26 protein-coding genes (1 of these 26 only partly in view) are annotated in these 22,228 nt (G+C 55.5%); 4 read left to right on the top strand and 22 right to left on the bottom strand.

Translation table 11 applies throughout. The features are described 5' to 3' along the window. Both groL and groES read right to left on the bottom strand, forming a co-directional pair. Positions 1–712, bottom strand: partial view of a chaperonin GroEL gene (gene groL, locus AAFJ72_RS02640; RefSeq protein ID WP_432775964.1) — the beginning only. Its footprint begins 911 nt before the window's first position; the window shows 712 of its 1,623 coding nt (coding positions 1–712); the start codon lies at positions 710–712; the stop codon falls past the left edge of the window. 54 nt (positions 713–766) lie between these two features. Then, on the bottom strand, positions 767–1,051 hold the full coding sequence (gene groES / locus AAFJ72_RS02635; protein ID WP_005830242.1) for a co-chaperone GroES: 285 nt from the start codon (positions 1,049–1,051) through the stop codon (positions 767–769). Positions 1,052–1,311: 260 nt separating this feature from the next. Here groES and AAFJ72_RS02630 point away from each other — a divergent pair, with 260 nt between their 5' ends. Next, positions 1,312–2,649, top strand: coding sequence for a CAP-associated domain-containing protein (locus tag AAFJ72_RS02630; protein WP_432775963.1), 1,338 nt, complete (start codon positions 1,312–1,314; stop codon positions 2,647–2,649). 7 nt (positions 2,650–2,656) lie between these two features. Here AAFJ72_RS02630 and AAFJ72_RS02625 read toward each other — a convergent pair whose 3' ends face one another. From AAFJ72_RS02625 to AAFJ72_RS02600, 6 genes are all read right to left on the bottom strand, one after another. After that, positions 2,657–3,067 carry a hypothetical protein gene (locus AAFJ72_RS02625; protein WP_432775962.1) on the bottom strand — a complete coding sequence of 137 codons (411 nt, stop codon included), beginning with the start codon at positions 3,065–3,067 and terminating at the stop codon, positions 2,657–2,659. A 211-nt stretch (positions 3,068–3,278) separates the two neighbouring features. After that, complete coding sequence (gene tatC, locus AAFJ72_RS02620; protein WP_432775961.1) at positions 3,279–4,055, bottom strand: twin-arginine translocase subunit TatC; 777 nt, start codon at positions 4,053–4,055, stop codon at positions 3,279–3,281. 18 nt (positions 4,056–4,073) lie between these two features. Further along, positions 4,074–4,430, bottom strand: coding sequence for a twin-arginine translocase TatA/TatE family subunit (gene tatA, locus AAFJ72_RS02615; RefSeq protein WP_432775960.1), 357 nt, complete (start codon positions 4,428–4,430; stop codon positions 4,074–4,076). Positions 4,431–4,471: 41 nt separating this feature from the next. Beyond that, positions 4,472–5,473 carry a molybdopterin-binding protein gene (locus tag AAFJ72_RS02610; RefSeq protein WP_432775959.1) on the bottom strand — a complete coding sequence of 334 codons (1,002 nt, stop codon included), beginning with the start codon at positions 5,471–5,473 and terminating at the stop codon, positions 4,472–4,474. Then, positions 5,467–5,982 carry a MogA/MoaB family molybdenum cofactor biosynthesis protein gene (locus AAFJ72_RS02605; protein ID WP_432775958.1) on the bottom strand — a complete coding sequence of 172 codons (516 nt, stop codon included), beginning with the start codon at positions 5,980–5,982 and terminating at the stop codon, positions 5,467–5,469. Before AAFJ72_RS02605 ends, AAFJ72_RS02610 begins: the two co-directional genes overlap by 7 nt. Before the next feature lie 99 nt (positions 5,983–6,081). Beyond that, positions 6,082–6,660 carry a 5-formyltetrahydrofolate cyclo-ligase gene (locus AAFJ72_RS02600; protein ID WP_432775957.1) on the bottom strand — a complete coding sequence of 193 codons (579 nt, stop codon included), beginning with the start codon at positions 6,658–6,660 and terminating at the stop codon, positions 6,082–6,084. A 106-nt stretch (positions 6,661–6,766) separates the two neighbouring features. On the opposite strand from AAFJ72_RS02600, the gene AAFJ72_RS02595 reads away from it, so the two are divergent. After that, the gene (locus tag AAFJ72_RS02595) at positions 6,767–8,701 is read left to right on the top strand and encodes an ABC-F family ATP-binding cassette domain-containing protein (protein ID WP_432775956.1); all 1,935 of its coding nucleotides are present in this window, start codon (positions 6,767–6,769) and stop codon (positions 8,699–8,701) included. Positions 8,702–8,742: 41 nt separating this feature from the next. Here AAFJ72_RS02595 and AAFJ72_RS02590 read toward each other — a convergent pair whose 3' ends face one another. From AAFJ72_RS02590 to AAFJ72_RS02560, 7 genes are all read right to left on the bottom strand, one after another. Beyond that, positions 8,743–10,980: a hypothetical protein gene (locus tag AAFJ72_RS02590; RefSeq protein ID WP_432775955.1), complete on the bottom strand. Its 2,238-nt coding sequence runs from the start codon at positions 10,978–10,980 to the stop codon at positions 8,743–8,745. A 366-nt stretch (positions 10,981–11,346) separates the two neighbouring features. Continuing rightward, the gene (gene tsaD / locus AAFJ72_RS02585; RefSeq protein WP_432775954.1) at positions 11,347–12,435 is read right to left on the bottom strand and encodes a tRNA (adenosine(37)-N6)-threonylcarbamoyltransferase complex transferase subunit TsaD; all 1,089 of its coding nucleotides are present in this window, start codon (positions 12,433–12,435) and stop codon (positions 11,347–11,349) included. Then, entirely contained in the window at positions 12,435–12,893 is a 459-nt protein-coding gene (rimI, locus tag AAFJ72_RS02580; protein ID WP_432775953.1) for a ribosomal protein S18-alanine N-acetyltransferase, read from the bottom strand. Before rimI ends, tsaD begins: the two co-directional genes overlap by 1 nt. Positions 12,894–12,897: 4 nt before the next feature. Continuing rightward, positions 12,898–13,620 carry a tRNA (adenosine(37)-N6)-threonylcarbamoyltransferase complex dimerization subunit type 1 TsaB gene (gene tsaB / locus AAFJ72_RS02575; protein ID WP_432775952.1) on the bottom strand — a complete coding sequence of 241 codons (723 nt, stop codon included), beginning with the start codon at positions 13,618–13,620 and terminating at the stop codon, positions 12,898–12,900. Beyond that, positions 13,601–14,071: a tRNA (adenosine(37)-N6)-threonylcarbamoyltransferase complex ATPase subunit type 1 TsaE gene (gene tsaE, locus AAFJ72_RS02570; RefSeq protein WP_122905462.1), complete on the bottom strand. Its 471-nt coding sequence runs from the start codon at positions 14,069–14,071 to the stop codon at positions 13,601–13,603. The genes tsaB and tsaE overlap by 20 nt, the downstream gene beginning before the upstream one ends. Before the next feature lie 18 nt (positions 14,072–14,089). Continuing rightward, positions 14,090–15,112, bottom strand: coding sequence for a thiamine-phosphate kinase (gene thiL / locus AAFJ72_RS02565; protein ID WP_432775951.1), 1,023 nt, complete (start codon positions 15,110–15,112; stop codon positions 14,090–14,092). Between the two features lie 88 nt (positions 15,113–15,200). Then, positions 15,201–15,662 (bottom strand): SprT family protein, encoded by a 462-nt coding sequence (locus AAFJ72_RS02560; RefSeq protein WP_432775950.1) that lies wholly within the window; start codon positions 15,660–15,662, stop codon positions 15,201–15,203. A gap of 110 nt (positions 15,663–15,772) precedes the next feature. Between AAFJ72_RS02560 and AAFJ72_RS02555 the strand changes: the two genes are divergently transcribed. Together AAFJ72_RS02555 and cmpA are read left to right on the top strand one after the other, a co-directional pair. Beyond that, a complete protein-coding gene (locus AAFJ72_RS02555; RefSeq protein WP_432775949.1) occupies positions 15,773–16,108 on the top strand; it encodes a hydrolase/acyltransferase in 336 nt (111 codons plus the stop codon). Between the two features lie 79 nt (positions 16,109–16,187). After that, on the top strand, positions 16,188–16,310 hold the full coding sequence (gene cmpA / locus AAFJ72_RS02550) for a cortex morphogenetic protein CmpA (RefSeq protein ID WP_005830216.1): 123 nt from the start codon (positions 16,188–16,190) through the stop codon (positions 16,308–16,310). Between the two features lie 24 nt (positions 16,311–16,334). On the opposite strand, the gene AAFJ72_RS02545 is transcribed toward cmpA, so the two are convergent. From AAFJ72_RS02545 to AAFJ72_RS02515, 7 genes are all read right to left on the bottom strand, one after another. After that, on the bottom strand, positions 16,335–18,497 hold the full coding sequence (locus tag AAFJ72_RS02545; RefSeq protein WP_432775948.1) for a Tex family protein: 2,163 nt from the start codon (positions 18,495–18,497) through the stop codon (positions 16,335–16,337). A 118-nt stretch (positions 18,498–18,615) separates the two neighbouring features. Further along, positions 18,616–19,413, bottom strand: coding sequence for an RNA polymerase sigma factor SigB (gene sigB, locus AAFJ72_RS02540; RefSeq protein WP_432775947.1), 798 nt, complete (start codon positions 19,411–19,413; stop codon positions 18,616–18,618). After that, on the bottom strand, positions 19,382–19,876 hold the full coding sequence (gene rsbW / locus AAFJ72_RS02535; RefSeq protein ID WP_432775946.1) for an anti-sigma B factor RsbW: 495 nt from the start codon (positions 19,874–19,876) through the stop codon (positions 19,382–19,384). The genes sigB and rsbW overlap by 32 nt, the downstream gene beginning before the upstream one ends. Continuing rightward, the gene (locus AAFJ72_RS02530; RefSeq protein ID WP_432775945.1) at positions 19,876–20,202 is read right to left on the bottom strand and encodes an STAS domain-containing protein; all 327 of its coding nucleotides are present in this window, start codon (positions 20,200–20,202) and stop codon (positions 19,876–19,878) included. The genes rsbW and AAFJ72_RS02530 overlap by 1 nt, the downstream gene beginning before the upstream one ends. Positions 20,203–20,227: 25 nt before the next feature. Further along, positions 20,228–21,229: a PP2C family protein-serine/threonine phosphatase gene (locus AAFJ72_RS02525; protein ID WP_432775944.1), complete on the bottom strand. Its 1,002-nt coding sequence runs from the start codon at positions 21,227–21,229 to the stop codon at positions 20,228–20,230. After that, positions 21,229–21,657, bottom strand: coding sequence for an anti-sigma regulatory factor (locus AAFJ72_RS02520; RefSeq protein ID WP_122905453.1), 429 nt, complete (start codon positions 21,655–21,657; stop codon positions 21,229–21,231). Before AAFJ72_RS02520 ends, AAFJ72_RS02525 begins: the two co-directional genes overlap by 1 nt. A 220-nt stretch (positions 21,658–21,877) precedes the next feature. Continuing rightward, entirely contained in the window at positions 21,878–22,228 is a 351-nt protein-coding gene (locus AAFJ72_RS02515) for a type II toxin-antitoxin system PemK/MazF family toxin (RefSeq protein ID WP_005830205.1), read from the bottom strand.

Here is a 22,228-nt window from a genome sequence, read left to right as displayed (position 1 = left end):
CTTGCTCCAGTACAGGCAGAACTTCCTGGATGTTGGAGATTTTTTTGTCAGTAATCAGGATGTAAGGGTTGCTCAGAACCGCTTCCATCTTGTCAGTGTCAGTAATCATGTAAGGGGAAGCGTAGCCGCGGTCGAATTGCATACCTTCTACTACTTCCAGCTCAGTTACGAAGCCTTTGGACTCTTCAACGGTGATAACGCCGTCTTTGCCCACTTTTTCCATAGCTTCTGCGATCAGGTTACCTACTTCTTGATCGTCAGCGGAAATCGCAGCAACTTGTGCGATAGAGGACTTGTTCTCAACCGGCTTCGCGATAGATTTGATTTCTTCTACAGCAGCGCGAACAGCTTTTTCCATACCGCGACGGATAATCATCGGGTTAGCACCAGCTGTTACGTTTTTCAGACCTTCGCGGATCATGGCTGCAGCCAGAACAGTTGCAGTGGTAGTACCGTCACCGGCGATGTCGTTTGTTTTGGTCGCAACTTCTTTAACCAGTTGCGCACCCATGTTTTCGTAAGCGTCTTCCAGTTCGATTTCTTTCGCGATGGTTACGCCGTCGTTAGTAATCAGTGGAGAACCGAATTTTTTCTCCAGAACCACGTTGCGTCCTTTTGGACCGAGAGTTACTTTTACTGCATTTGCCAAAGTTTCCACACCGCGGAGCATGGAGCGGCGAGCGTCTTCAGAGAATTTGACTTGTTTAGCCATCTAAACTCTACCTCCTGTTATGTGTTTTGTGTTCGAATTCCTATGTCAAGAGCCTTAACCGATGATCGCGAGGATATCGGATTCGCGCAGCACGAGGTATTCTTTATTGTCTACCTTTACTTCGGTACCAGCGTATTTGGAGAAGATTACTTTATCGCCTTCTTTAACTTCCAAAGCGATGCGCTCGCCGTTGTCGGCAACACGGCCAGAACCAACTGCGATTACTCGGCCTTCTTGCGGTTTTTCCTTTGCAGTATCAGGCAAAACGATACCGCTTGCAGTCGTTTCGTCTTTGGAGATAGCTTCGATTACCACACGGTCACCCAATGGCTTAAGCACTAAAAACACCCTCCTCAAATGTAGGTAAACAAATTTATCTGTTGTTAGCACTCGCTCGTTATGAGTGCTAACACCCAATTCCTATAATAATGAATCGCTATGTACTTTGCAAGTAGTTTCCCTCATTTTTTCCCAACTGCAATTCTTCGTTTGCAGGCTCTCAAGCAGCTGATTTTTCTAGCAAAAAGGTTCTAGCAAACAGACTGGCTCATATAAATCAAACATACGAGTAGACAAGCCTGCCAAGGAGGGATATGTCCATGCAGAAATGGCTCTGGATCGTTCTGATTGCCCTTGGAGTGCTGGGAATCAGCCGTTTGTTTTCTTCCGACACCACTTCCTTTATACGAGTAAACATTTACCCTTCCGCCATCTTTTGGGACGGACGGGAGATCGCCACTGGCGGAAAGCAAGGGTACTACACAGAAAAAGGCCAGGAGGTGCCCGCTTCCCTGGAGTATCGGGGAACGCTCTACGTCCCGCTTTCCATGATTGGACGGCACCTGAACAAACCGGTTGGCTGGGACGAGGCCTCCCATTTTGCCTGGGTCGGTCAGCCGCCGACGCTCCCTGCGGAGTTGCCTGCCGACAACAGCACTTCCCCCGCTTCCACCAAGCCGGACGAGGCCATACCCGCAAGCGCTCCGGCAAAAGCTGTTCCTGAAAAAGCACCAGCTACAGTCGCTCCGGCACAGCAACCGCCCGCCACGCTGTTTGGTCTTGGCATCGGGATGCCATCCAAGGAGGTCAGCAGGCTGCTGGGCGAGCCATCGCGCAAAGAGCCGAGCAGCCTTGGCTACGAGTGGTGGGTGTACAACCGTGATCCGGCCCGGTACGTCCAGGTGGGCATCGCAAACGGAAAAGTAGTTGACCTGTACTCTCTCGCCCCAACCGCAACACTGGGCAATATCGGGGTGGGCAGCAGCCTGCAAGCGCTCGAACGGCAGTACAACCCGCAAAATACGATCTCTTTTTCCTACATGGGCGCCAACATCCAGATAACCAACCAGAAAGAGCAGCGTCCGCTCGTCATGAAGAACGGGATTCCGCACATCTTTTATCTGGACAAGCAAAACGGCAGCAAGGTGACTGGTCTGCGCCTGATCGATACGCAAATGCTTTTGCGCGGCGGGTTTTACGAGACGAAATGGACGTACCAGGGACAAGCCCCGGATTTCGATCCCCCGGCCTTGAGCGTGGGTGAACAGGAGCAGGTCAACCTGGCCCATGAGCGGCAAACGCTCGATCTCGTCAATGTCACCCGCTATCGCTACAAACTGCCTCCCTTGGAATGGAACGAGGAAGCGGCAAAAGTAGCCAGGGCCCACAGCCTGGACATGGAAACGCACGATTATTTCGATCATGTTTCCGCGACGACCGGAAGCAGCCCGTTTGATCGGCTGAAGCAGGCCAAAATCACCTACAGCGTGGCGGGAGAAAACATCGCAGCAGGCTATCCTGACGCAATCGAAGCACATGAAAGCTGGATGAACAGCCCCGGCCACAGGAAAAACATCCTGGAAAAAGACTTCACCCAGCTTGGCGTCGGCGTCATCACCGACTATTACACGCAGACCTTCCTCACGCCGCTCAAGTAAGGTGCCGTCAACGCAAACGGACGCTTGACCTGAGTTGATCCACCGCTCCCGAAAACTCGACCACAACCGTCTCATATTCTTTGGTGTGCAAAATCAGATACGGGCGCCTGCCTCCTTTTTTCGGCATGATGACGAACATCTCCGCGATTTCGGCGTCGATGCCAGACGGGGCATGCTGCAATCTTTGCGGCGGTGCCAGCGGGATTTTGACGATCATCGCGTGGTCGAGTGACGGGTTCAGCTCCAGCACCCGCCCGCTAACGGTGCGAAGCAGTTGCTGCGCCTCTTTTTGAAACTCGTCTGAATTGGCAAACGTCGCAACAACCTGCTGCTTGTCTGAATCGAACAGCTCTACCTGCTCGCCGCCATTGGCGGAGCCAGCCGAAAAAAGCAAGGTCAGACATAGGATCAGCCACATGTTGCTCTACCACCTCCTGTTCATAACTTTTCTAGTATCTCCCACCTGTCTGTGGTCATTCGAACTCAGCAAAAAAGCATCGTCCCTGTCGCAAGCAGAGCCGATGCTTTCCTGTGGGCAGCCTGCCCTGCCGCTATGTGCGGCATGAAAAAAAAGACCCCGTTGCTATCCGTATCAGTACAAATAGCAAGGGGTCTCTCTGTTATCGACCTTATCGTACCATCTCATCCGTTTCAAAGCCGCCGAAATCTCTTTCCCACTCTGCTTCTTCCTGCAATTGCTTGCGGTAGACGATGCTCGACAGCCAAACGCTGAATTCATAGAGCAGCAAAAGCGGGATCGTTACCAAAACGTCGCTGACAATATCGGGAGGCGTCAAAGTAATCGCGATCACAGCCAACCCGAAATAAGCGAACCGTCTCGCCTTTGCCAGCCGCATCGGATTGAGGATGCGCAAGCGGGTCAGAAACATTACGATAATCGGCAACTGGAACAGGACGCCAAAAGGGATGACCATGTTGAACAGGAAACCGAAATACTCAGCAATCCCGTAGTTCGGATCAGCCCCGATCGTCTCGGTCATACCCGTCATGAACTGCATAATCATCGGAAAAACGATGTAATACCCAAACAAAATGCCCGTAATGAAAAGAAAACAGGCTGCGGGTATAAAGTAAAGCGCCCCGCGTCGCTCATGCTCCTGCAAGCCTGGCGAGACAAAGCGCCAAAGATGATAGAGCGCAACAGGCAAGGTCACGACCGCACCAATCAAAAAGGCGAACTGCATGTAGACGCGAAGAACATCGGATGGGTGCAGGGAAATAATCGGCACGCCATCGGCAATCGGCTCTTGCTTCAAATACTCAATCAACGGACCGGCAAAGAAAAAGCCAACTATCAGTGCGGCAACGAAAACAGCCAGCACCCACATGATGCGCTTTCGCAGCTCCGTTAGGTGTTCAACCACTGTCATTTCCTGATCGTTCATGGCAACCACCTTACCTGATTAGGCCTTCTGCTGCTCTTTTTCCATCTGAAGGCGTTCCTTTTCCAGCTTTTCGCGAATTTCTTTTTCCAGACGCTCGCGCTCCAGGCGTTCACGCACTTCCCGCTCGATTTTTTCGCGGTCAAGGGCGTCCTTCTCCGTGACGACAGCCGTTTTTGCTGGTGCTTCTTTTTCAGCCAGCTCCTTCTTTTTCGCATCATCGTCATCGTCGTCGCTCGTCAGGCTGCGCGTTGCGTTTTTAAACTCTCTCAATGTATGACCTACTGCTCGTCCCAGCTCCGGCAGCTTTTTCGGCCCGAAGAGCACCAACGCCAACACCAGAATCAAAATCAAGCCAGGAATTCCAATCGAACCCATGCTTTTCACTCCCTTATCCTGTTATTTGCCAGTCTAACCAGCTAACACTTCCGTAAACCGCCATAACCGAGTCTCGTCATGTCGGAAGCGACAATTCGTTCCCCTGCAAGAATGCGCGGCAAAAATACATCGAACGAGGTAAACGGCTCATGCATGACAGCACCAGGCAGGCCAAGAATCGGAACGTCCCCTTTGTAGGCGACCATCAACATGGAGCCTGGCAGCATCGGCGTGCCGTAACGGACCACTTCCGCCCCCACTCCGGCAATCGCACCCGGAGTCCTGTCATCAGGGTCGACGGACATGCCGCCTGTGACGAGCACCAGATCAACCCCTTCGTCCAGAAACGAGCGAATCTGTTGTTCAATCGCCTCTTTGTCGTCTGGAGCAAAGCGTTGACCGACCAGGGTAGAGCCGAGCGCTTCTACCTTGTTGCGGATCACAGGACCGAATTTGTCTTCGATTCGCCCGGAAAACACTTCTCCTCCGGTCGTCACAAGCCCCACCTGCTTTTCCTGGAACAGCTTCACCTCGACGATCGGGCCGTCAAACTGCTTGGCGAGCTTTTCCAGCTCCACAATGCGCTCTTCTTCGATAATTAGCGGAATGATTCTGGTGGCAGCGAGCGTATGGCCAGGGTGCACGACCTGATCGCCGTAAACCGTGGAGAAGGCAATGCCCTCCAATGCGTTCAGCGCATGTACGGCTTCCTCGTTGATTTTGGCAAGTCCCGTCCGCGATGCTTTTATCGAGACTTTGCCTTCGTATGGAGGCGTGAGCGTCAAGCCTTGACCGGATACAGCCTTGGCAATCCGGATGCCCGCCTCTTCCTCGTGAATGAAGCCTTCTGGCATCTCCAGCACGTAAATGTGTTCCTTGCCAATGGACAAAAGCGGTTCGATATCCGCTTCCGTGACAACATGTCCTTTTTTGAACAGGCGGCCTTTAAATTCACCGGGCAAAATTTGCGTCATGTCGTGCGGCAGCATCATGCCGATGGCTTCCCGCACCGGAACCTCCCGCAATTTCGGTTTTTCTACCAACCCAATCCTCCCCAATCTTCATTGGCTTCTCCTGTCCCTTGCAAAATGTGCAAGGCATCCGCGAGCATGTCGCCGATGGCGTTGAAGCAGATTTCGACACCTTTTGCATTGCCGGGGAGGTTAATGATGAGCGAGTTGCCGCGTGTTCCCGCTACCGCGCGCGTCAACATCGCCCGGCGGGATTGCTGCAGGCCGGCGCGGCGCATTTCTTCCGCGAGTCCCGGAACTTTTCTGTCGATCACCCAGGCGGTCACTTCCGGCGTGACGTCGCGCGGGCTAAGACCTGTTCCTCCGGTTACGATCAGCAGGTCGCATTTTTCACGGTCCACCAGTTCAATCATGTTTTCCTGCAGTTCTTCCATATCATCAGTAACGGCACGGTAGACAGCTACATCTACGTCCAGCCATTCCCTTGTCAGATTGCGAATGATAGGAATCCGGTCATCAACCCGGTCCCCTCTGGCAATCGAATCACTCGCCGAGATAACGCCTACCTTCCATTTGCCCACAGTCCATTCCTCCGTTTTCTCATTCGTTAGTATTGTACACTTTTTTGTCCATAGTGTAGAGGGAACAGCAAGAAAAAGGAACCTCCTGACACAAAACCTTCACGATTGAAAAAAGCCGTTTTCCGTCACGATGCCATTCAGGCGGATATCGTGCGGCTCAAGCGGAACATGCTCGACTACCTGCATGGAGAAGCCGACGCCGACTAAATAAGGCAGCCTGTCCAGCCCGGCAAGGAACCGGTCGTAAAAACCGCCGCCGTAGCCCATTCTGCCGCCCTGCCTGTCAAATGCCACGCCGGGCACGACGACGGCATCCAGGCGGGCAAGCTCTGCTTCCTCGGCCTTTGCCGGGTTCGGCTCCATGATCCCGTACACGCCCTCTTTGAGCATTTCCGGTCCTGTATAGCGGTAAGGAATCAGGCGGCGTTGTTCGACAAGGGCGAGAGGCAGCCATATTTCCTGCCCTCTTTTCATCGCCTCCTGAATGAACGGCAAAATGTCTGCTTCGTCGCCAAAAGGATGAAAGGCCATGATTGCCCCCGCTGCCGCGAGCCGCTCGTTTTCCAGCAGATGGCGGCAGATCTGCTCCGCGTATTGCTTACGCTCGTCTGGCGGCATGGCTTTGCGCCTCTCCAAAATATGGCTCCGCAGCTGTTTTTTATTCGTTTTTGGGTCCATGACAACCTCTCCCCTCTCCTTGCCGCACAAGGACCGCCCCCAGAAGGGTTGTCCCGTGCGCGTTCTCTAGGCTACACTTGCATTACAATATAAAGAGGTGAATCAGATGATTTTGCTGCAGGCTGAACATATAGAAAAAACATATGGCATCGAAACCATTCTACAGGACATCTCTCTGCAAATACAAACAGGAGAGCGGGTTGGGCTTGTCGGCGTGAACGGCGCGGGCAAATCTACCTTGATGAAAATACTCGCGGGCGAGCTGAGCTACGACAGCGGGCTGGTCCGCATCCCGAAAGATGTGACCATCGGCTATTTGGCGCAAAACAGCGGGCTTGAATCCGAGCGATGTATTTGGGATGAGATGCTGAGCGTCTTTGACGATTTGCGGGCAGAGGAAAAGGAATTGCGGGAGCTGGAGGCCAAAATGGGCGATCCGGACGTGCTTGCAGACGAAAAGCGCTATCAGCAAATTTTGGAGAACTATTCGCTCCGCTCGGAGGCATTCAAGGAAAAAGGCGGCTACAGCTACGAAGGAGCCATCCGCGGCGTCCTGCACGGCATGCGCTTTGCAGACATGGACTACCAGACTCCGATCAAGACGCTGAGCGGCGGACAAAAGACAAGGCTGGCACTGGCGAAGCTTTTGCTGCAATCCCCGACGATTCTTTTGCTGGACGAGCCGACCAACTACCTCGATATTGAGACACTTACCTGGCTGGAAACGTACTTGCAAAACTATCCGGGCGCGATTCTCGTCGTCTCCCACGACCGCTACTTCCTCGACAAGCTGGTGACGGTCGTCTATGAAATCGAGCGGACTCGCGCTACCCGGTACGTGGGCAACTACAGCCGCTTCCTCGATGAAAAGGCGGCTCGGCTGGAGCAGGAGCTGAAGCGCTTCGAGAAGCAGCAGGAGGAAATCGCCAGGCTGGAAGACTTCATCGCCCGCAACATCGCCCGCGCCACCACAACCAAGCGGGCGCAAAGCAGACGCAAGACGCTGGAAAAAATGGAGCGCCTGGACAAGCCGATCATGCAGAACAAGTCCGTGAATTTTTCCTTCGACGTAGCCAAAATGAGCGGAACAATCGTCATGAAGGCAAACAACCTGTCTGTCGGCTATCCGAATGCCGTCCTCTCCCGCGGCCTGACGTTTGAAATCGAACGCGAGGAACGGGTCGCCCTGGTCGGGCCAAACGGGATCGGCAAGTCGACTTTGCTGAAAACGATTGTCGGACAACTGAAGGCGCTCGCAGGCGACGTGCATTTTGGCAGCAATGTGACGATCGGCTACTACGATCAGGAGCATCGCAATCTGAACGAGCGCAACACGGTGCTCGGCGAAATCTGGGACGAGTATCCGCACATGCTGGAAAAGGACGTGCGGACGCTGCTCGGCAACTTCCTGTTCAGCGGCGACGATGTGCAAAAGAAAATCAGCGATCTGTCCGGCGGGGAGCGCGCCCGTGTCTCGCTGGCGAAGCTGATGTTGAAGCAGGCCAACTTCCTGATTTTTGACGAGCCGACGAACCACCTGGACATCTATAGCAAAGAGGTGCTGGAAAACGCACTCTACGACTATCCAGGCACGATCCTGTTCGTCTCCCACGACCGCTACTTCCTGAACAAGATAGCCACTCGCGTACTGGAGCTGACAGGCGAAGGCGTGACCAGCTATTTGGGCAACTACGATTACTACGTGGAGAAAAAGCAGGAGCTGGCCGAACTCGCTGCCGAGCAAGCGGCGCAGCCGGTGAAAAAGCAAGGGTCTACTGCGGCAGCCCAGCCGGAAAAGTCGTCCTACGAGCTGGACAAGGAAGCAAAAAGGCGCGAGCGTCAACGCCAGCGCCGTTTGGAAGAAATCGAAGCGACGATTCAAAAGCGGGAAGCCGACATCGTCAAATGGGAGGAAGAGCTGTGTCTCCCGGAAATCTACAGCGATCACGTGCAAGCCAAAGAGCGTAACGACCTGATCCAAGCCGCCAAGCAGGAGTTGGAGCAGCTGTACGATGAATGGAGCGCGCTGTCAGAGGAATAAGCAAGCGGCTGTCTGGGTGCATGAGCGTATCTGGCGGTGGCTCACGTCGAGCAGCGCTCCTGTGTCGGCTCCGAAAGCGCCGCGTACAGCGCGGGCACGACGAGAAACGAAATGCAGGTCGCAGCGGTCACGATGCCCGAGTCGTTGAGCGCAAGTCCCGCCAGCGCTCCGGCAATGACGCCTGCGAAGCCATTTACCAGATAGGGTGTATCCTGTGCCAGATGGCGGAGAAAGCGGTCGTTTTTCAGGGCGAGCAGCCCCAGGACGATGAGCGAAACGGCAAACACCTTGCTCCAGATCGAGACGCGAATCAACCGCAGGTTCATCGCCAGCTTCCGCTCGACCATCTGCCAGACGTCCGCCCACTCGCCCCCCATCATTTGCTGGGCGACTCGCCCGACGTGCGTGGGCGGCTTTTCGGAAACGAGGCTCACTGCCACCAACCCTATAACGCCAAGCATGAGGCCGCCTGCCAGAAGCAGGAGGCCTTTTTTGCCGATGCGCCAGCCGTGCAGCCGGGAAAAAGCGACAAAAAAGCCGACCAGCCCGGCGAGAAAGCCGCCCGCGTCTGTGCCCAAATCCGGCGCGACCATATAGTAGAGTACGACAGCGCAAATAGCGACCGAGACGGCAGGCACAAGCAGGCTCGTCCCGGGAAGTGTCCGGCTCTTTTCCCGGTAAAGCTGGTACAAAGAAGCGATCAGCATAATCGTTCCCCCGATCAAGACGCCTTCGTATTCATTCCCCAAGCCGTAAAAGCGCGCCCCGATCACCGGGTCGTAGCCGAGAAACGACTGCCGCATCAGCGTCGCCCCCGACCAGCCGTCGAGCAGCAAGGCGGCAACCGTTACGGCGCTTGTCGTCAGCGTAATCCGGGCAAAGGAGTGGTTTTCCTGCCAAAAGGCCGCTGCCAGCCCTGCCATAATGATCGCCCCGAGAATAACTGAACCGTGAACGCGCCAATCGAGCAAGCTCTCGGCCAAAAGCAAAAAGGGAAACCAGAGCAGGGCAAGCAGCGCCAGACGGACACCTCTGCGCAGGCGGGACAAGCCTGCGCCTTCTTTTCTCCTGCCCCACAGCCACAGCAATGCCGCGAATGCCAATGTCACGATTTGCAGCATGACATAGGTATAGAGCACCGAAGAGCGCGTGGCGTACGTATGATGAATGTTCTCCACCTGGTGGAGCAGCATCGGCAGTGTCCCTCCTCCAACGCTGTGCATGACATGGCCCGCCAAGCCTTTCGGAACGGGCACGTCCAGCCAGGACAAAACCGTAGGCAACACGTCGAGTCCGCTGACCAGGCCGGATTGCCGCGTCGTCGCTGAGCTCAAAAGGCCCTTTCCTTCTCCTGACCAGCTCAAAAGCGGCGACAGTAGCGCCTTTTCTTTTGCGGCTGCCGGGTTGACTGCTGGCGACACGAGCATGACCAGTTGGTTTTTCCCGCGCACAGAGAGCAACTCGTCGAGAAACTGCGCCAGATCGTGCAAAACCCGCTGATACTGTCTGGCAAACTGCCCCGGCTCCATATCCGGGCCAAGCTGGTACAGGCGTGACAAGTCGGAAAGCTGTACCGCAATCAGGCCGGATGTGCGGTCAGCCCGAATCTGCTCGCGCAGGTAATCGTAATTCGTTTTCACCCCGTACGGATACCCTTGAGCGGGCAGCGTGTTTTTCCCAGACACGTCGCCTGCCGGAACTCTTCCCTCCTGGTCCATGGCAAACAGGACAGCGTGCCGTTGTCTGACTTCCTCCACATCCCCGTTGCCGTAGGACGCTACGCGAATCTTGTGCGCGGCAAGCGTCGTGCCCAACAGCCCAAGTCGGGCAGAATACGGTTTGTCCCGGTTATCCTCGTGCAGCCGGAAAATACCGGGAAAAACGATGGCAGAGCGCGCCAGGTCCTGCGCCTGGTACCCGCCCAGCTCCTGCATCCGCTCTCCCGCCGTCTCTTTGGGAGAGAGCGCTTCTTGCGGGTGATAGGCCGTACCGCTGCGCTCGGTGTAGAGAGCCTGCGTGCCGCTGCCCATCAGCAAGTAACCGTTGGCCGCCGTCCGCGGACCTGGCGTGCGCATGGACAGCGCACCTGCTGCCGCCTCGCCAATCCACTTATCCACAGGCGGCAGGCGCTTCAGCTTTTCCAGATCGGAAAAAGACAGCCCCTCTGCAAACAGGATGACGACCTGGCGCTGTTCGTTGGCAGCAAGCGCATTTCCGCAATTTGTATGGAAAAACAATATCAGGATGCCCCCAAAAATCCACACGAGTCTTGTTTTCACGGTGTTCCTCCTGTTGATAACCAGAGTCTTTTATCCACATATTCCACAAAATAATCCACAGGATATACGCGAATTTCCCGGTCATTTTTCGTGTTATCACCAGTATTCACAGGTGGCTGCGAGAACAACCGGGAAAGTTATCCTGAACTTGTGGATAAAGCTGAAAAAGCTTGGGCAACAGCAGGTACGAGGCGGATTCAAAGGCGGTGCACAGCTCGCTTGACGGGGAGAGACTGGCAGCAAGTGTTTGCCCGCGGGCGGGCTTTCCAGGCGAAGTAGACAAGACTCGCGAAACGAAAAAAGGGGCGTCTCGAAGTCGAAATCACGACTTTTGAGACTGCCCCATTGCTGTTTTGTTTTATCCAGCTACTGCTCGTTTTCGTTTAGCGACAAGCCAGGCACGCCGTTCAGATCGAGCGCGGCGAACTGCCCTTTTTCGTACTTGATATAGCCTGCGGCCGCGATCATCGCGGCGTTGTCCGTGCAAAGCGACAGCGGCGGGATGACAAGCGGGATGCCTTCCGCCTCGCAGCGTGCCTGCAGCCGTTCCCGCAAACCGCGATTGGCTGCCACGCCGCCCGCCAGCAGCACTTGCTTCGCCTGGCAGTTACGCACCGCCCGAATCGTTTTTTCTACCAGCACCTCTGTTACCGAATCCTGGAAGCTCGCGGCCAAGTTCGCCGGCTCAATCGTCTCTCCCCGCTGCGCGGCGTTGTGCAGTGTGTTGAGTACCGCCGACTTCAAGCCGCTGAAGCTGAAATCGTACGAGTCCGGCTCCAGCCAGGAGCGCGGCAGCGGCACGTTCGCTACCCCTTCGTGCGCGAGTCTGTCGATGTGCGGCCCGCCGGGATACGGCAGATTCAGCGCGCGCGCTACCTTGTCGTAGGCTTCGCCAGCGGCGTCGTCCCGCGTTTCTCCCAAAATCTCGAACTGGCCGTGCTCCTTCATCCAGACGAGCTCGGTATGGCCGCCGGAGACGACCAGGGCGATGAGCGGGAATTCCATCTCTTGCACCAGCCGGTTCGCGTAAATATGGCCTGCGATGTGATGAACGCCGATGAGCGGGATTCCGCGCGCCAGTGAAATGGCTTTCGCCGCCGCCACGCCAACCAGGAGCGCACCTACGAGGCCAGGGCCGTATGTCACCGCGATGGCGGAAATGTCCTCCAGCTTTTTGTCTGCTTCTGTCAAAGCCTGCTCAATTGTCAGCGTGATGTTTTCCACGTGCCTGCGGGAAGCGACCTCCGGCACGACACCACCGAAGCGCTTGTGAATATCGGCTTGGGAAGCGATGACATTGGACAGCACCTCCCGGCCATCGCGGACGACAGCGGCCGAAGTCTCGTCGCAACTCGTTTCAATCCCTAAAATGTACACGGGTGCGCCGGACTTTTTCTGCGCCTCCCAGGCTTCTTGTATGCGCATCTCGTAGCGCGACGTCTTGGTCTTGTTCATTACAAAGTCACCCACATAATGATTGCGTCCTCATTGTTATCCGAATAGTATCTTTTGCGCACGCCATGCTCCCGGAAGCCGAGCTTGGTGTACAAGTTGCGCGCGACGGTGTTGGAGGGCCGTACTTCCAGCGTCATGCTGTTTGCTCCCAACATCTTCGCGACTCCCATCATCTTAAACATCAGCCCCAGACCGATTTTTTTCCCGCGAAACAGCGGATGCACGGCCACGTTCGTAATATGGGCCTCGTCAAGCACGATCCACATGCCGCAGTATGCGACGATCCGATTTTGGTGGACGGCGACGACATAGCGGGCATTCGGGTTTTTCGTCAACTCGTTGACGAATGCTTCGTGCGGCCAGGGAGTGGAAAACGACAACCGTTCCAGCTCGGCCACAGCCCCTACGTCCTGCATCGTCATGAAACGATATTCCAATTCAATTGGTTGTTGGCTCATGCTTCTACTCCTTTACGGCCCCCGCCTGCTTTTGGGCAAGCCACTTCGCTTCTGCCTCCGCCAGCTGCAAATATTCAGGGACAAGCTCGTGCGCACTGCCTCCGTCCTGCAGTCTGCGCAGCGCTGCATATCCGATATGGGCTGCGCGCGGGTGGTTCAAGGCTGGAGTGGCAAAACGGGCCTGCTCCCCAAGCTCCTGCGCAATCGTCTCCCGGTGCATCCGCACATCTTCGCCCAAAAACAAAATGGGCTCTCCCTGCGCCATGTCCCTGAGCTGCGGCAACCATTCCCGCAGCAAGACGATTTTTTCTTTTCCCTGCACTTCTACCGAATCCAGGCCGTTTGTGCGGTAGCAGCCCGAGTACACCTGTCCCCGGCGAGCGTCAAACAGCGGTACAATCAGCCCTGGGAAGCCCAAGGCATTCATGGCGACAACTTCGAGGCTGGACACGCCGATGACAGGCACATCGAGCGACCAGGCCATGCTTTTTGCCGTAGCCACGCCGATGCGCACTCCTGTGTAGGAGCCTGGGCCGTTCGCTACCCCAAAGCCGCTCAGTTGCTCGGGAGAAGTTCCTGTCGCATCCAGCAGTTCGCTGATGCAGTCCATCAGCCGTACCGAATGGTTTTTTTGCTGGTTCGTCGTCATTTCCGCGAGAACGCGCTCCTTCTCCACAACCGCAACACTTAACACCAGGTTGGATGTATCAATCGCCAGTACGCGCATCAAAATCAAACTCCTCACACAATTTCACGTAACGCTCTCCCTGGGGACAAAGCTCGATGCTCCGCGCTTCCTCGCCAGTCTTGCGCAGACAGACCGTCAGCCGATCCTCCGGCAAGTAATCCGCAAGCAGCGAAGCCCACTCTACCACACAAACCCCTTCGCCAAAAAAGTAGTCGTCCAGGCCGAGTGAATCGGGATCATCGCCCACCCGGTAGACGTCCATATGATAAAGCGGCAAACGCCCCTGATATTCTTTTATGATCGTAAACGTCGGACTGTTCACTACCTGGCGAATGCCAAGTCCGCGCGCCAATCCTTGGGTAAACGTCGTTTTTCCCGCTCCCAGGTCGCCCTCCAGCGCCAGAAAGTCGCCCGGTGCAAGACGTTCTGCCAGTTGCTCGGCAAAGCGCTGCGTTTCCTCTGCGCCCGCAAGCTTCCACGTATAGCCCATTTCTCATCCACTCCTCGCTTACTCGCGCTGCCTGAAATGATTGTAGCCTGCCTTGGGCAGATCGGTGCGGCTGTCGCCTGAGCGCAGGGACAGCTTCGACTGGGCAGGCTTGCCCGCCTCTACCTCGCCAATGACGGTCAGCAAAATGCCTGCTGCCGCAAACCGCGCACGCACCGCCTCAAGCTGGCTGGCGTCAAGCGTTCCCACCAGTTGATAGTCCTCTCCGCCGTAAAACGCCCAATCGAGCGGGTCTTTCCCGCTCAGGAGCGCATAGGCGCGCGCATCCTCGCTGACAGGAATTTTGTCCGCATCGACGCAAATGCTGACAGAGCTTGCTTCAGCGATCTCCCACAGCTCGGAGGCCAAGCCGTCGCTCACGTCATTTAACGCGCCGCACGCCCCCGATTCCAGAAGCAGCCTGCCCGCCTCCACCTGCGCGCGCGGACGCTGGTGGGCTTCGATCAGTTTCGCCCAGCGGCCGGACGACTCAACCGTTGCTTTCCTGTCGTGCAGCAGCAAATGCAACCCGGCGGCAGAGCTGCCTACGTGCCCCGTCACGAACACGACCTGTCCTGGTCGCGCCTGCGAGCGGCGAATCGCGCGTCCTTTTTCCACCTCGCCGAGCACGGTGACAGACAGGTGCAGGGCATCCGGGGCGGAAACCGTATCGCCGCCGATAACTCTCACGTTGTACGCTTCGCACGCGGCGTATATCCCGTCGTAAATGCTCTGGCATTCCTCCGGCGTCCAGTGCGGCGCTACCGCGATGCTGACCAGTGCATAGCGAGGGTAGCCGCCCATCGCCGCGACGTCGCTTACGTTGCTCGTGACCGCCTTGTAGCCGATGTCGCTTGGGCTCATCGTTTCTTTTAAAAAGTGGACCGTCTCCACCATCGCATCACAGCAGGCCACGACTTCCATCTCTGGCGCAGGAGAAAAAACGGCGGCATCGTCCCCGAGCCCGACGGTCAAGCCGTCTTTCTCCTGTCCGTCCGAACGGCTCGTCCATTGCCGGATCAGGGAAAATTCATCATGTGCCACCACAAACGCTCCTTTTTTTGCATAGTGAGTCCATTATACCTCTGCTGTCAAAACGCGTGCAAGAAAGCCGGTGCCCGTTACGAGGCCGCTATTCTTTCAGCTCTCGCAGCTCCAGCCCCCCTCTGCAGCGCCCGCAGCGATAGCGGGAAGGGTCCATTTTGCGCTTGCGTTTATATGTCATCCCGCACGCCCGGCAGATGAGCTCATAGCGATAGGGCAAAACGGTGCGTCCCGTGCTGACCTGCTGGCAGTATCGGCTTCCGCCAACCTGGGCAAGCAGCCTGCGAAAGTCCTGGTCCGCGTGGCGATAGCCTTTTTTCTCCAGATGCAGGTGATAGTGGCACAGCTCATGCTTGATGATCGCAACCAGCTCCGCCTCTCCGTGCTCCTCCAGATGCCTGGGATTCAATTCAATGTCGTGAGAGCGCAGCAAATACCGCCCGCCTGTCGTGCGGAGTCGCTTGTTGAAGCGGGCCCGATGGCGAAACGGCTTGGCGAAAAATTGACTGGATATTTGCTCCACCAGCTTTTGCAATTCCGTATCGGTCATATCCTCTCTACCGCCCCTCTCTACTGTTCACGATAGCAGTTCCTGTTGAAAAGTGCCAGATAGATAGGCTACACTGGGTGGAAGAAAAGTAGATTGGTTTGGAGGAGCTTATGCGCTATTTGATTTTGCAGGAAAAAGTCGGGCTGAAGTTCGTTGCGTTGCCGGAAACGCATATGTACCAGCTTGTTGCCCTGTTCAAGCGACTGCACAAGGAAATCGACAAGCTGACCATCGCGGATCGGCCCGAGCTGCCGACCGTGCTGGCAGAATGCGCTGACCTGGAGCTTTTGGGAAGCGAGCTTGCTATCGTGGATGGACTGGATTACGTCAGCAGTCTGGAAGAGCGTTTTGCGGCTCTCCCGGAGAGCCAGTACCCTTTGATTTCGCTGTTGACCGAGATTCGCGCTTTACAAGCCCAACTGGAATTTTTGCGTGACGAAGAATAAGTTTTTGGGAAAATAAGTACCTCCTGGCCGCCTTTGCGCATACATTGCCAATAGGCGAATAATTCCAGGAGGTACCTACATGCCCCAGTGGATGCGTAAGCAGTTGCAGCGTGCCTTCAGTGGGAAGGACGTTCGACAGATTCGTTTGCTGAACAGTTGCTGGTTCTTATATTGGGAAAAACATGGCGGCCGTCCCGAGTAGCAGGAGGCCGCCTTTTTATGTGCCTTACGCCTCGCCGGGAGCGATCATGGTCAGCCCCACGCGCTGGCGTTTTTCATCGATCTCTGCGACCCACACGTCGACGATGTCTCCCACCGTGACGACGTCGAGCGGATGCTTGACGAAGCCTTTTTTCAGACGGGAAATGTGGACGAGACCGTCATTTTTCAAACCGATATCGACAAACGCACCGAAGTCGACCACGTTGCGGACGGTGCCCTGCAGCTTCATTCCGACGCCAAGGTCAGAGAGCTGAAGCACGTCGCTGCGCAAAAGCGGCTTCGGCAGCTCGTCGCGCGGGTCGCGACCGGGCCGCAGGAGGCTTTCCACGATGTCCGCAAGCGTTGGCACTCCGATGCCGAGCCGTTCTGCCGTCTGCTCGATATTTAGCGACTGCAGACGTTCCTTGCAGCGCTCGCTGCCGATCTCCTGCGGCGCAATCTCGATCATCGCAAGCAGCTTGTGCGTAGCCGGGTACGACTCCGGGTGAATCGGGGTCTTGTCCAGCGGATCGCTGCCCTCGAAAATGCGCAAAAAGCCGATGCACTGCTCATACGTCTTCGCTCCGAGCCGCGGAACCTCCTTCAACTGGGCGCGCGACGTGAACATGCCGATCTCTTCGCGCTTTTTCACAATGTTGCCCGCTACCTGCTTGCTGATGCCGGAAACGTACTGCAAAAGCGAAGGAGAAGCGGTGTTGACGTCTACCCCGACGTGGTTGACCGCCGACTCAACGACAAATTGCAGGCTGTCCGCCAGCTTCGCCTGGGAAACATCGTGCTGGTACTGGCCTACGCCAACCGATTTCGGGTCGATTTTGACCAGCTCGGCCAACGGGTCCTGCAGGCGACGCGCGATGGAGACAGCGCTTCGCTCCGCCACATCGAGGTCCGGAAACTCTTCCTTGGCCAGTGCGGAAGCCGAGTACACCGATGCCCCCGCTTCGTTGACGATGATGTACATGACCTGGCGCTTCAACTCTTTCAGCAGGTTGGCAATGAACTGCTCGGTCTCCCGGGAAGCTGTGCCGTTGCCAATCGCGATCACACTGACCTCATACTTTTCAATCAGCTGCCGGACTTTTGCCGAAGCCTCTGCCACCTTGTTTGCCGGAGGAGTCGGATAGACGACCGCTACTTCCAGCAACTTGCCCGTCTCATCGACGACTGCCAGCTTGCAGCCTGTCCGGTATGCCGGGTCGACGCCCAGGACGACTTTGCCTTTGACGGGAGGCTGCAGCAAGAGATTGCGCAAGTTTTCCGCAAAAATGTGGATGGCCCGCTCTTCTGCCGCCTCTGTCAGCTCCGCGCGCACCTCGCGCTCAATCGACGGGGCGATCAGGCGCTTGTACGCATCCTCAATCGTCTGCTCCAGCAAAGAGCGCACGACAGTGTCACGGGGAATGAGCCGCCGCTGCATCCAGGCTAAAATTTCTGCCACAGGCGCTTCGACTGTCACCTTCAAAATGCCTTCGCTCTCTCCGCGGTTGATGGCGAGCACGCGGTGCGGAACGACTTTTTTCAACGGCTCGCTGTATGCGTAATACATTTGATAGACGTTTTTCTCGTCTGCTTCTTCTGCCTTTTGCTCGGTCAGCAGCAGTCCTTTTTGCACGGTGCGCTGACGAACCCACTGGCGAATGTCCGGATCGTCGGAAAAGTGCTCGGCGACGATGTCCATCGCCCCTTGCAGAGCTTGCGCGACAGTTTCCACGCCTTTTTCCGCGTCCACGTATTTTTGGGCTTCCTGCTCGGGATCGCCTGTCTTGGGCAGGCTCAGCAAGTAGTTGGCGAGCGGCTCCAGCCCTTTTTCCTTGGCCATCGTCGCGCGCGTGCGACGTTTTTGCCGATATGGTCTGTAGAGGTCTTCCACCTCTTGCAGCTTCGTTGCCCGCTCAATTGCTGCCTTCAGTTCCTCCGTCAGCTTGCCCTGCTCCTCGATGAGCCGGATTACTTCTTCTTTTCGTACTGACAGGTTGCGCAAATAACGCACGCGTTCCTCAATCGCCCGAATTTGCGTTTCGTCCAACTGCCCGGTCATCTCCTTGCGATAACGGGCAATGAAGGGAACCGTATTGCCTTCATCCAAAAGGGCAACCGTGCGTTCCACCTGATGAGGTTTGACGCCCGTATCCTGGGCAATTGTCTGGATCATCAATGTAAGCTCCATACATTCCTCCTGCGCTCGTACTTCGCCGTTTATTGTACCATATTTGCTAACAGTGTCTGGAAAAACGCAAAAAAGAGGCGCATTCGCTCCTCTTCTCTTCCCCGTTTTCCCGTTATGTCTATGTCGCTGTCTTCGCTGTATCCAGTTGCTCTACCCGCAAAGCTTCCCGCAGCTTGCCCAGCGCCCTGCGCTGCAAGCGGGAAATGTGCATCTGGGACAAGCCCATGATGTCTCCGGCCTGCTTCTGGCTCAAGTTTAGATAAAAAGTTAAATGGATGATTTCTTTTTCGCGCTTGTCCAGAACGTGCAGTGCCCGGTCGAGCATCAGGTTTTGCTCGACTTGTCCGTAGCCCGCTTCCTGCTGGCCGACGAGATCCAGCAGCGTGATCGTGTTGCCGTCGTTGTCTGCCTCCAGCTCGCTGTCCATGGACAGGGAATGGTAGCTCCGTCCCATCTCCAGCGTTTCCAGGACAGCTTCTTCCGTCACACCCAGGCAGCTTGCGATTTCCGAGATTTGCGGCGAACGCTGCAGCTTGGCTGTAAGTTCGTCCACTACGCGCTTGATCTTCGGGCTGAGCTCTTTCACCCGACGCGGAACATGGACGCTCCACGTCTTGTCGCGGATGTACCGTTTGATTTCCCCGACGATGGTCGGGATCGCATAGCTTTCAAATGTTCTGTCAAAGGAAGGATCGAACCGGCGCAAAGAAGCGAGCAAGCCGATCATTCCCACTTGAACGAGGTCTTCGTACATGACTTGTCCGCGCACAAACTTTTTGGCCAACGTCTCTACCAGAGGAGTGTAGGCTGTCACCAGTTGCTCCTGCAAGCTGTCGTCTCGCGTCTGTCCATACAGGTGAATGAGCCGCCGCAGTTCCTCCGGACTATACTTCTGTTTCCGAATTTGTCCAGTCATCGCCAGCCACCCCATCCCGCCGAACGTACTTGGTCATGGAGACCGCCACTCCCGCTTCCGAGCGAATCACGACTTCATCCATAAGCGTGTGGATCAGATAAAGCCCGAGACCCCCCTCATCCAGATCCTCCAGGTCTCTTCCTGCAAAAATCGGTGTCAGTTGTTCCGGTATCAGCTCACTGGCAAATCCGATCCCCTGATCGCTTACCTCGATACAGAGGCGATCCGAAAAAACCTGACATTCGATGTGGATAAAGCCAACCTCTTCTTTTCCCTTGTACGCGTGCATCACCGCATTCGTGCACGCTTCCCCTACCGCCAGCTTGATGTCCTCAATCTCCTCATAGGAAAAGCCCATGCGATTCGCGATCCCGGACACCGTAAGCCGCGCTACACCCAAATATTCCGTCTGATTGGGCAGCATCAACCGGATCACGTCAGCCTGAGGTTTTTGTTCCGCCATTACTCGCTCTCTCCTTTGCGGATGGCAATATGTTCGTACAAGCCCGTGATGCGAAACAGCCTTTCCACGCGTGGAGACAACTTTTGAACCTCAAACGCGCATTCTTTTTGCTTGCATGCTTTCATGACCGCGATGAAAATTCCTATGCCCGTACTGTCCATGTACTCGACAGCTTCCAAGTCAATCAACAGGCGGCGTGTACCAGGCTCGTTCGCGAGGGACATGAGCGTCTCCTTCACTTTCGGCCCGGTATGCGCATCAATATCGCCTCCAAGGACCACTCGATGCTCTGTATCCTGGCTGGTGGTTTTCAAAAACAAATCCATCGCCATCTCCCTCCCTTGCATTGCTTCACGTTCTGCGAAGTACGATCATGGTGTAGTCATCCTGCAGTTCAAATTGGGAGAGCGCAAGCAACCTGTTGTACAGGGCGTTCGCCATTTTCTGGGCATGGACGCCCAGTTCGGCTTGTATCTGAAGGACGAGCTCATCCCTTTGCAAATAGTATCGGTTTTTTTTGCATTCCGTTACACCATCTGTCAAAAGAATCAGAATATCTCCCGCTTCCAGCCGAACTTCCTGCACCTCGTATTCGCTGTTCGGGCATAGTCCCAGGACGGAGCCTTGGCCCGCCAAGTCGTAAAACACCCCTTCCGCAGCCCGGTACAAAAAGCCCGGCTCGTGCCCCGCCACTGCGTAGCGGAAACAATGCTGATGTGTATCGTAAGCCCCGTAGAGCATGGTTACAAACATGCTCGGGTCGATATTGCGTCCGACAATCCGGTTGAGGTGGCGGAGCATTTCGTCGGGACCAAGCGGCATCTCCCGCAAGCTGTCTATGGCGTATTTGAGCATGGACATGCACATGGCAGCGGAAATGCCATTTCCGGTAATGTCCGCGACGGTCAGGCAAAACCGCTCTCGATCCTGGCAAATAAAATCGTAATAGTCGCCCGATATTTGCTTTGCCGCTATGCTGACGACACCGATCTCCAGTCCGGGATAATCGGGAAGTTGATTGGGCAAAAGCCTCTTCTGCATCGCCTGCGCCACTGTCAGCTCCGCTTCCATCTGTTGATGCCTGCTTCGCCAGCTATGTACGGATCGGTGCTCGTTGCCGTATTCAATCATCACTTCGGTCAGGATAGAAAAGGAGGCACGCACAAACTCCGGTACCTCCCCCAGCTTTTCCAACGCCCGCCCATGCATGTCTGTCAGTTCCTCTGGCGAGACGTCATGTGCAAGCAGCCATTTGCCCATCTGCTGGGCGAAGTAAAGCTGATCCTCGCCCGGGCCGTTCAGGTAATCCCGAAGAAGCTTTACGTACTCTTCTTCCAGGCTTCGGGTTACCATTACACCCCCTCCTCTATCGGGCCATTCCACTTCACAACGACTACACGCGTGCCCTCGCCGGGTGAACTGTGGATTTCAAATTCATCCATCATGCGCCTGACACCAGGCAATCCTGCTCCAAGCGCACCGGAAGTCGAATAGCCGTCTTCCATTGCCTTGCGGATGTCCGGGATTCCCGGCCCCGCATCTATTGCTGTCAACTGCAAGCCGAGCACTCCGTTGCGAACGATCGGCGCTATCGTAATCGTCCCACTGCCAGCGTACAAATAAATGTTGCGCGCCAGTTCTGAGATGGAAGTGGCGATTCGGGACTGCATGATTGTACCGAAGCCGAGCTGTCTCGACATGTTTCGCCCCACTTGTCTCGCTGTTACAATGTCTGCTTCTCGTTCAATCTTGATTGTCTCAGGACCACAGCTCTGCCACAATCAAAAAACCCCTTCCGCCCTCACTTTATAGGTAGAATTTCATGAAATGAATGCGATTGAAGTTTTTTCTCTACCTCGGAAGTAATAGCAAATCGTGTCACATTTTGTCTACTATCTACCAAAACACATTCGCTACACACCCGGCGATTCCCTTCCCCTACAGCAAAAAAACCACTTGCTTCACCCAAGTGGCTTTTCCTCTCCCAATGATAATTCATTTTTAAAAATCAATGAGCCCCAGGCTGATTTGCAAAGACTCATTGACCCGATCCATCATCTCGTCGTCAAGATGAGTAATCTTGTCAGTCAGCCTCTGTTTGTCAATGGTTCGTATTTGTTCCAACAAAATGACGGAGTCACGATCAAATCCATATGTTTTTGCGTCAATTTCCACATGCGTAGGCAGTTTTGCCTTCTGAATCTGGGCCGTAATGGCTGCGACGATGACCGTCGGACTAAATCGATTTCCAATGTCGTTCTGAATGACTAAAACAGGCCGCACGCCTCCTTGCTCAGAGCCAACGACCGGTGACAGGTCCGCGAAAAATACATCGCCACGTTTGACAATCAC

Source organism: Brevibacillus gelatini, assembly GCF_050920745.1.
Classification (GTDB): Bacteria; Bacillota; Bacilli; order Brevibacillales; family Brevibacillaceae; genus Brevibacillus; species Brevibacillus gelatini.
Note: the sequence above shows the minus strand (reverse complement) of the source record. Positions and strands in the feature narration are given on the sequence as shown.

Coding starts and splice junctions, on each gene's coding strand:
- rimI (WP_432775953.1), bottom strand. CDS start 12,893: ATGAGCCAACAACCAATTGAATTGGAATATCGTTTCATGACGATGCAG.
- AAFJ72_RS02525 (WP_432775944.1), bottom strand. CDS start 21,229: ATGGTAACCCGAAGCCTGGAAGAAGAGTACGTAAAGCTTCTTCGGGAT.
- tatA (WP_432775960.1), bottom strand. CDS start 4,430: ATGGGTTCGATTGGAATTCCTGGCTTGATTTTGATTCTGGTGTTGGCG.
- tatC (WP_432775961.1), bottom strand. CDS start 4,055: ATGAACGATCAGGAAATGACAGTGGTTGAACACCTAACGGAGCTGCGA.
- cmpA (WP_005830216.1), top strand. CDS start 16,188: ATGCCCCAGTGGATGCGTAAGCAGTTGCAGCGTGCCTTCAGTGGGAAG.
- AAFJ72_RS02595 (WP_432775956.1), top strand. CDS start 6,767: ATGATTTTGCTGCAGGCTGAACATATAGAAAAAACATATGGCATCGAA.
- sigB (WP_432775947.1), bottom strand. CDS start 19,413: ATGACTGGACAAATTCGGAAACAGAAGTATAGTCCGGAGGAACTGCGG.
- tsaB (WP_432775952.1), bottom strand. CDS start 13,620: ATGCGCGTACTGGCGATTGATACATCCAACCTGGTGTTAAGTGTTGCG.
- tsaD (WP_432775954.1), bottom strand. CDS start 12,435: ATGAACAAGACCAAGACGTCGCGCTACGAGATGCGCATACAAGAAGCC.
- AAFJ72_RS02625 (WP_432775962.1), bottom strand. CDS start 3,067: ATGTGGCTGATCCTATGTCTGACCTTGCTTTTTTCGGCTGGCTCCGCC.
- AAFJ72_RS02630 (WP_432775963.1), top strand. CDS start 1,312: ATGCAGAAATGGCTCTGGATCGTTCTGATTGCCCTTGGAGTGCTGGGA.
- AAFJ72_RS02555 (WP_432775949.1), top strand. CDS start 15,773: ATGCGCTATTTGATTTTGCAGGAAAAAGTCGGGCTGAAGTTCGTTGCG.
- tsaE (WP_122905462.1), bottom strand. CDS start 14,071: ATGGGCTATACGTGGAAGCTTGCGGGCGCAGAGGAAACGCAGCGCTTT.
- AAFJ72_RS02530 (WP_432775945.1), bottom strand. CDS start 20,202: ATGGATTTGTTTTTGAAAACCACCAGCCAGGATACAGAGCATCGAGTG.
- AAFJ72_RS02545 (WP_432775948.1), bottom strand. CDS start 18,497: ATGGAGCTTACATTGATGATCCAGACAATTGCCCAGGATACGGGCGTC.
- AAFJ72_RS02600 (WP_432775957.1), bottom strand. CDS start 6,660: ATGGACCCAAAAACGAATAAAAAACAGCTGCGGAGCCATATTTTGGAG.
- AAFJ72_RS02560 (WP_432775950.1), bottom strand. CDS start 15,662: ATGACCGATACGGAATTGCAAAAGCTGGTGGAGCAAATATCCAGTCAA.
- rsbW (WP_432775946.1), bottom strand. CDS start 19,876: ATGGCGGAACAAAAACCTCAGGCTGACGTGATCCGGTTGATGCTGCCC.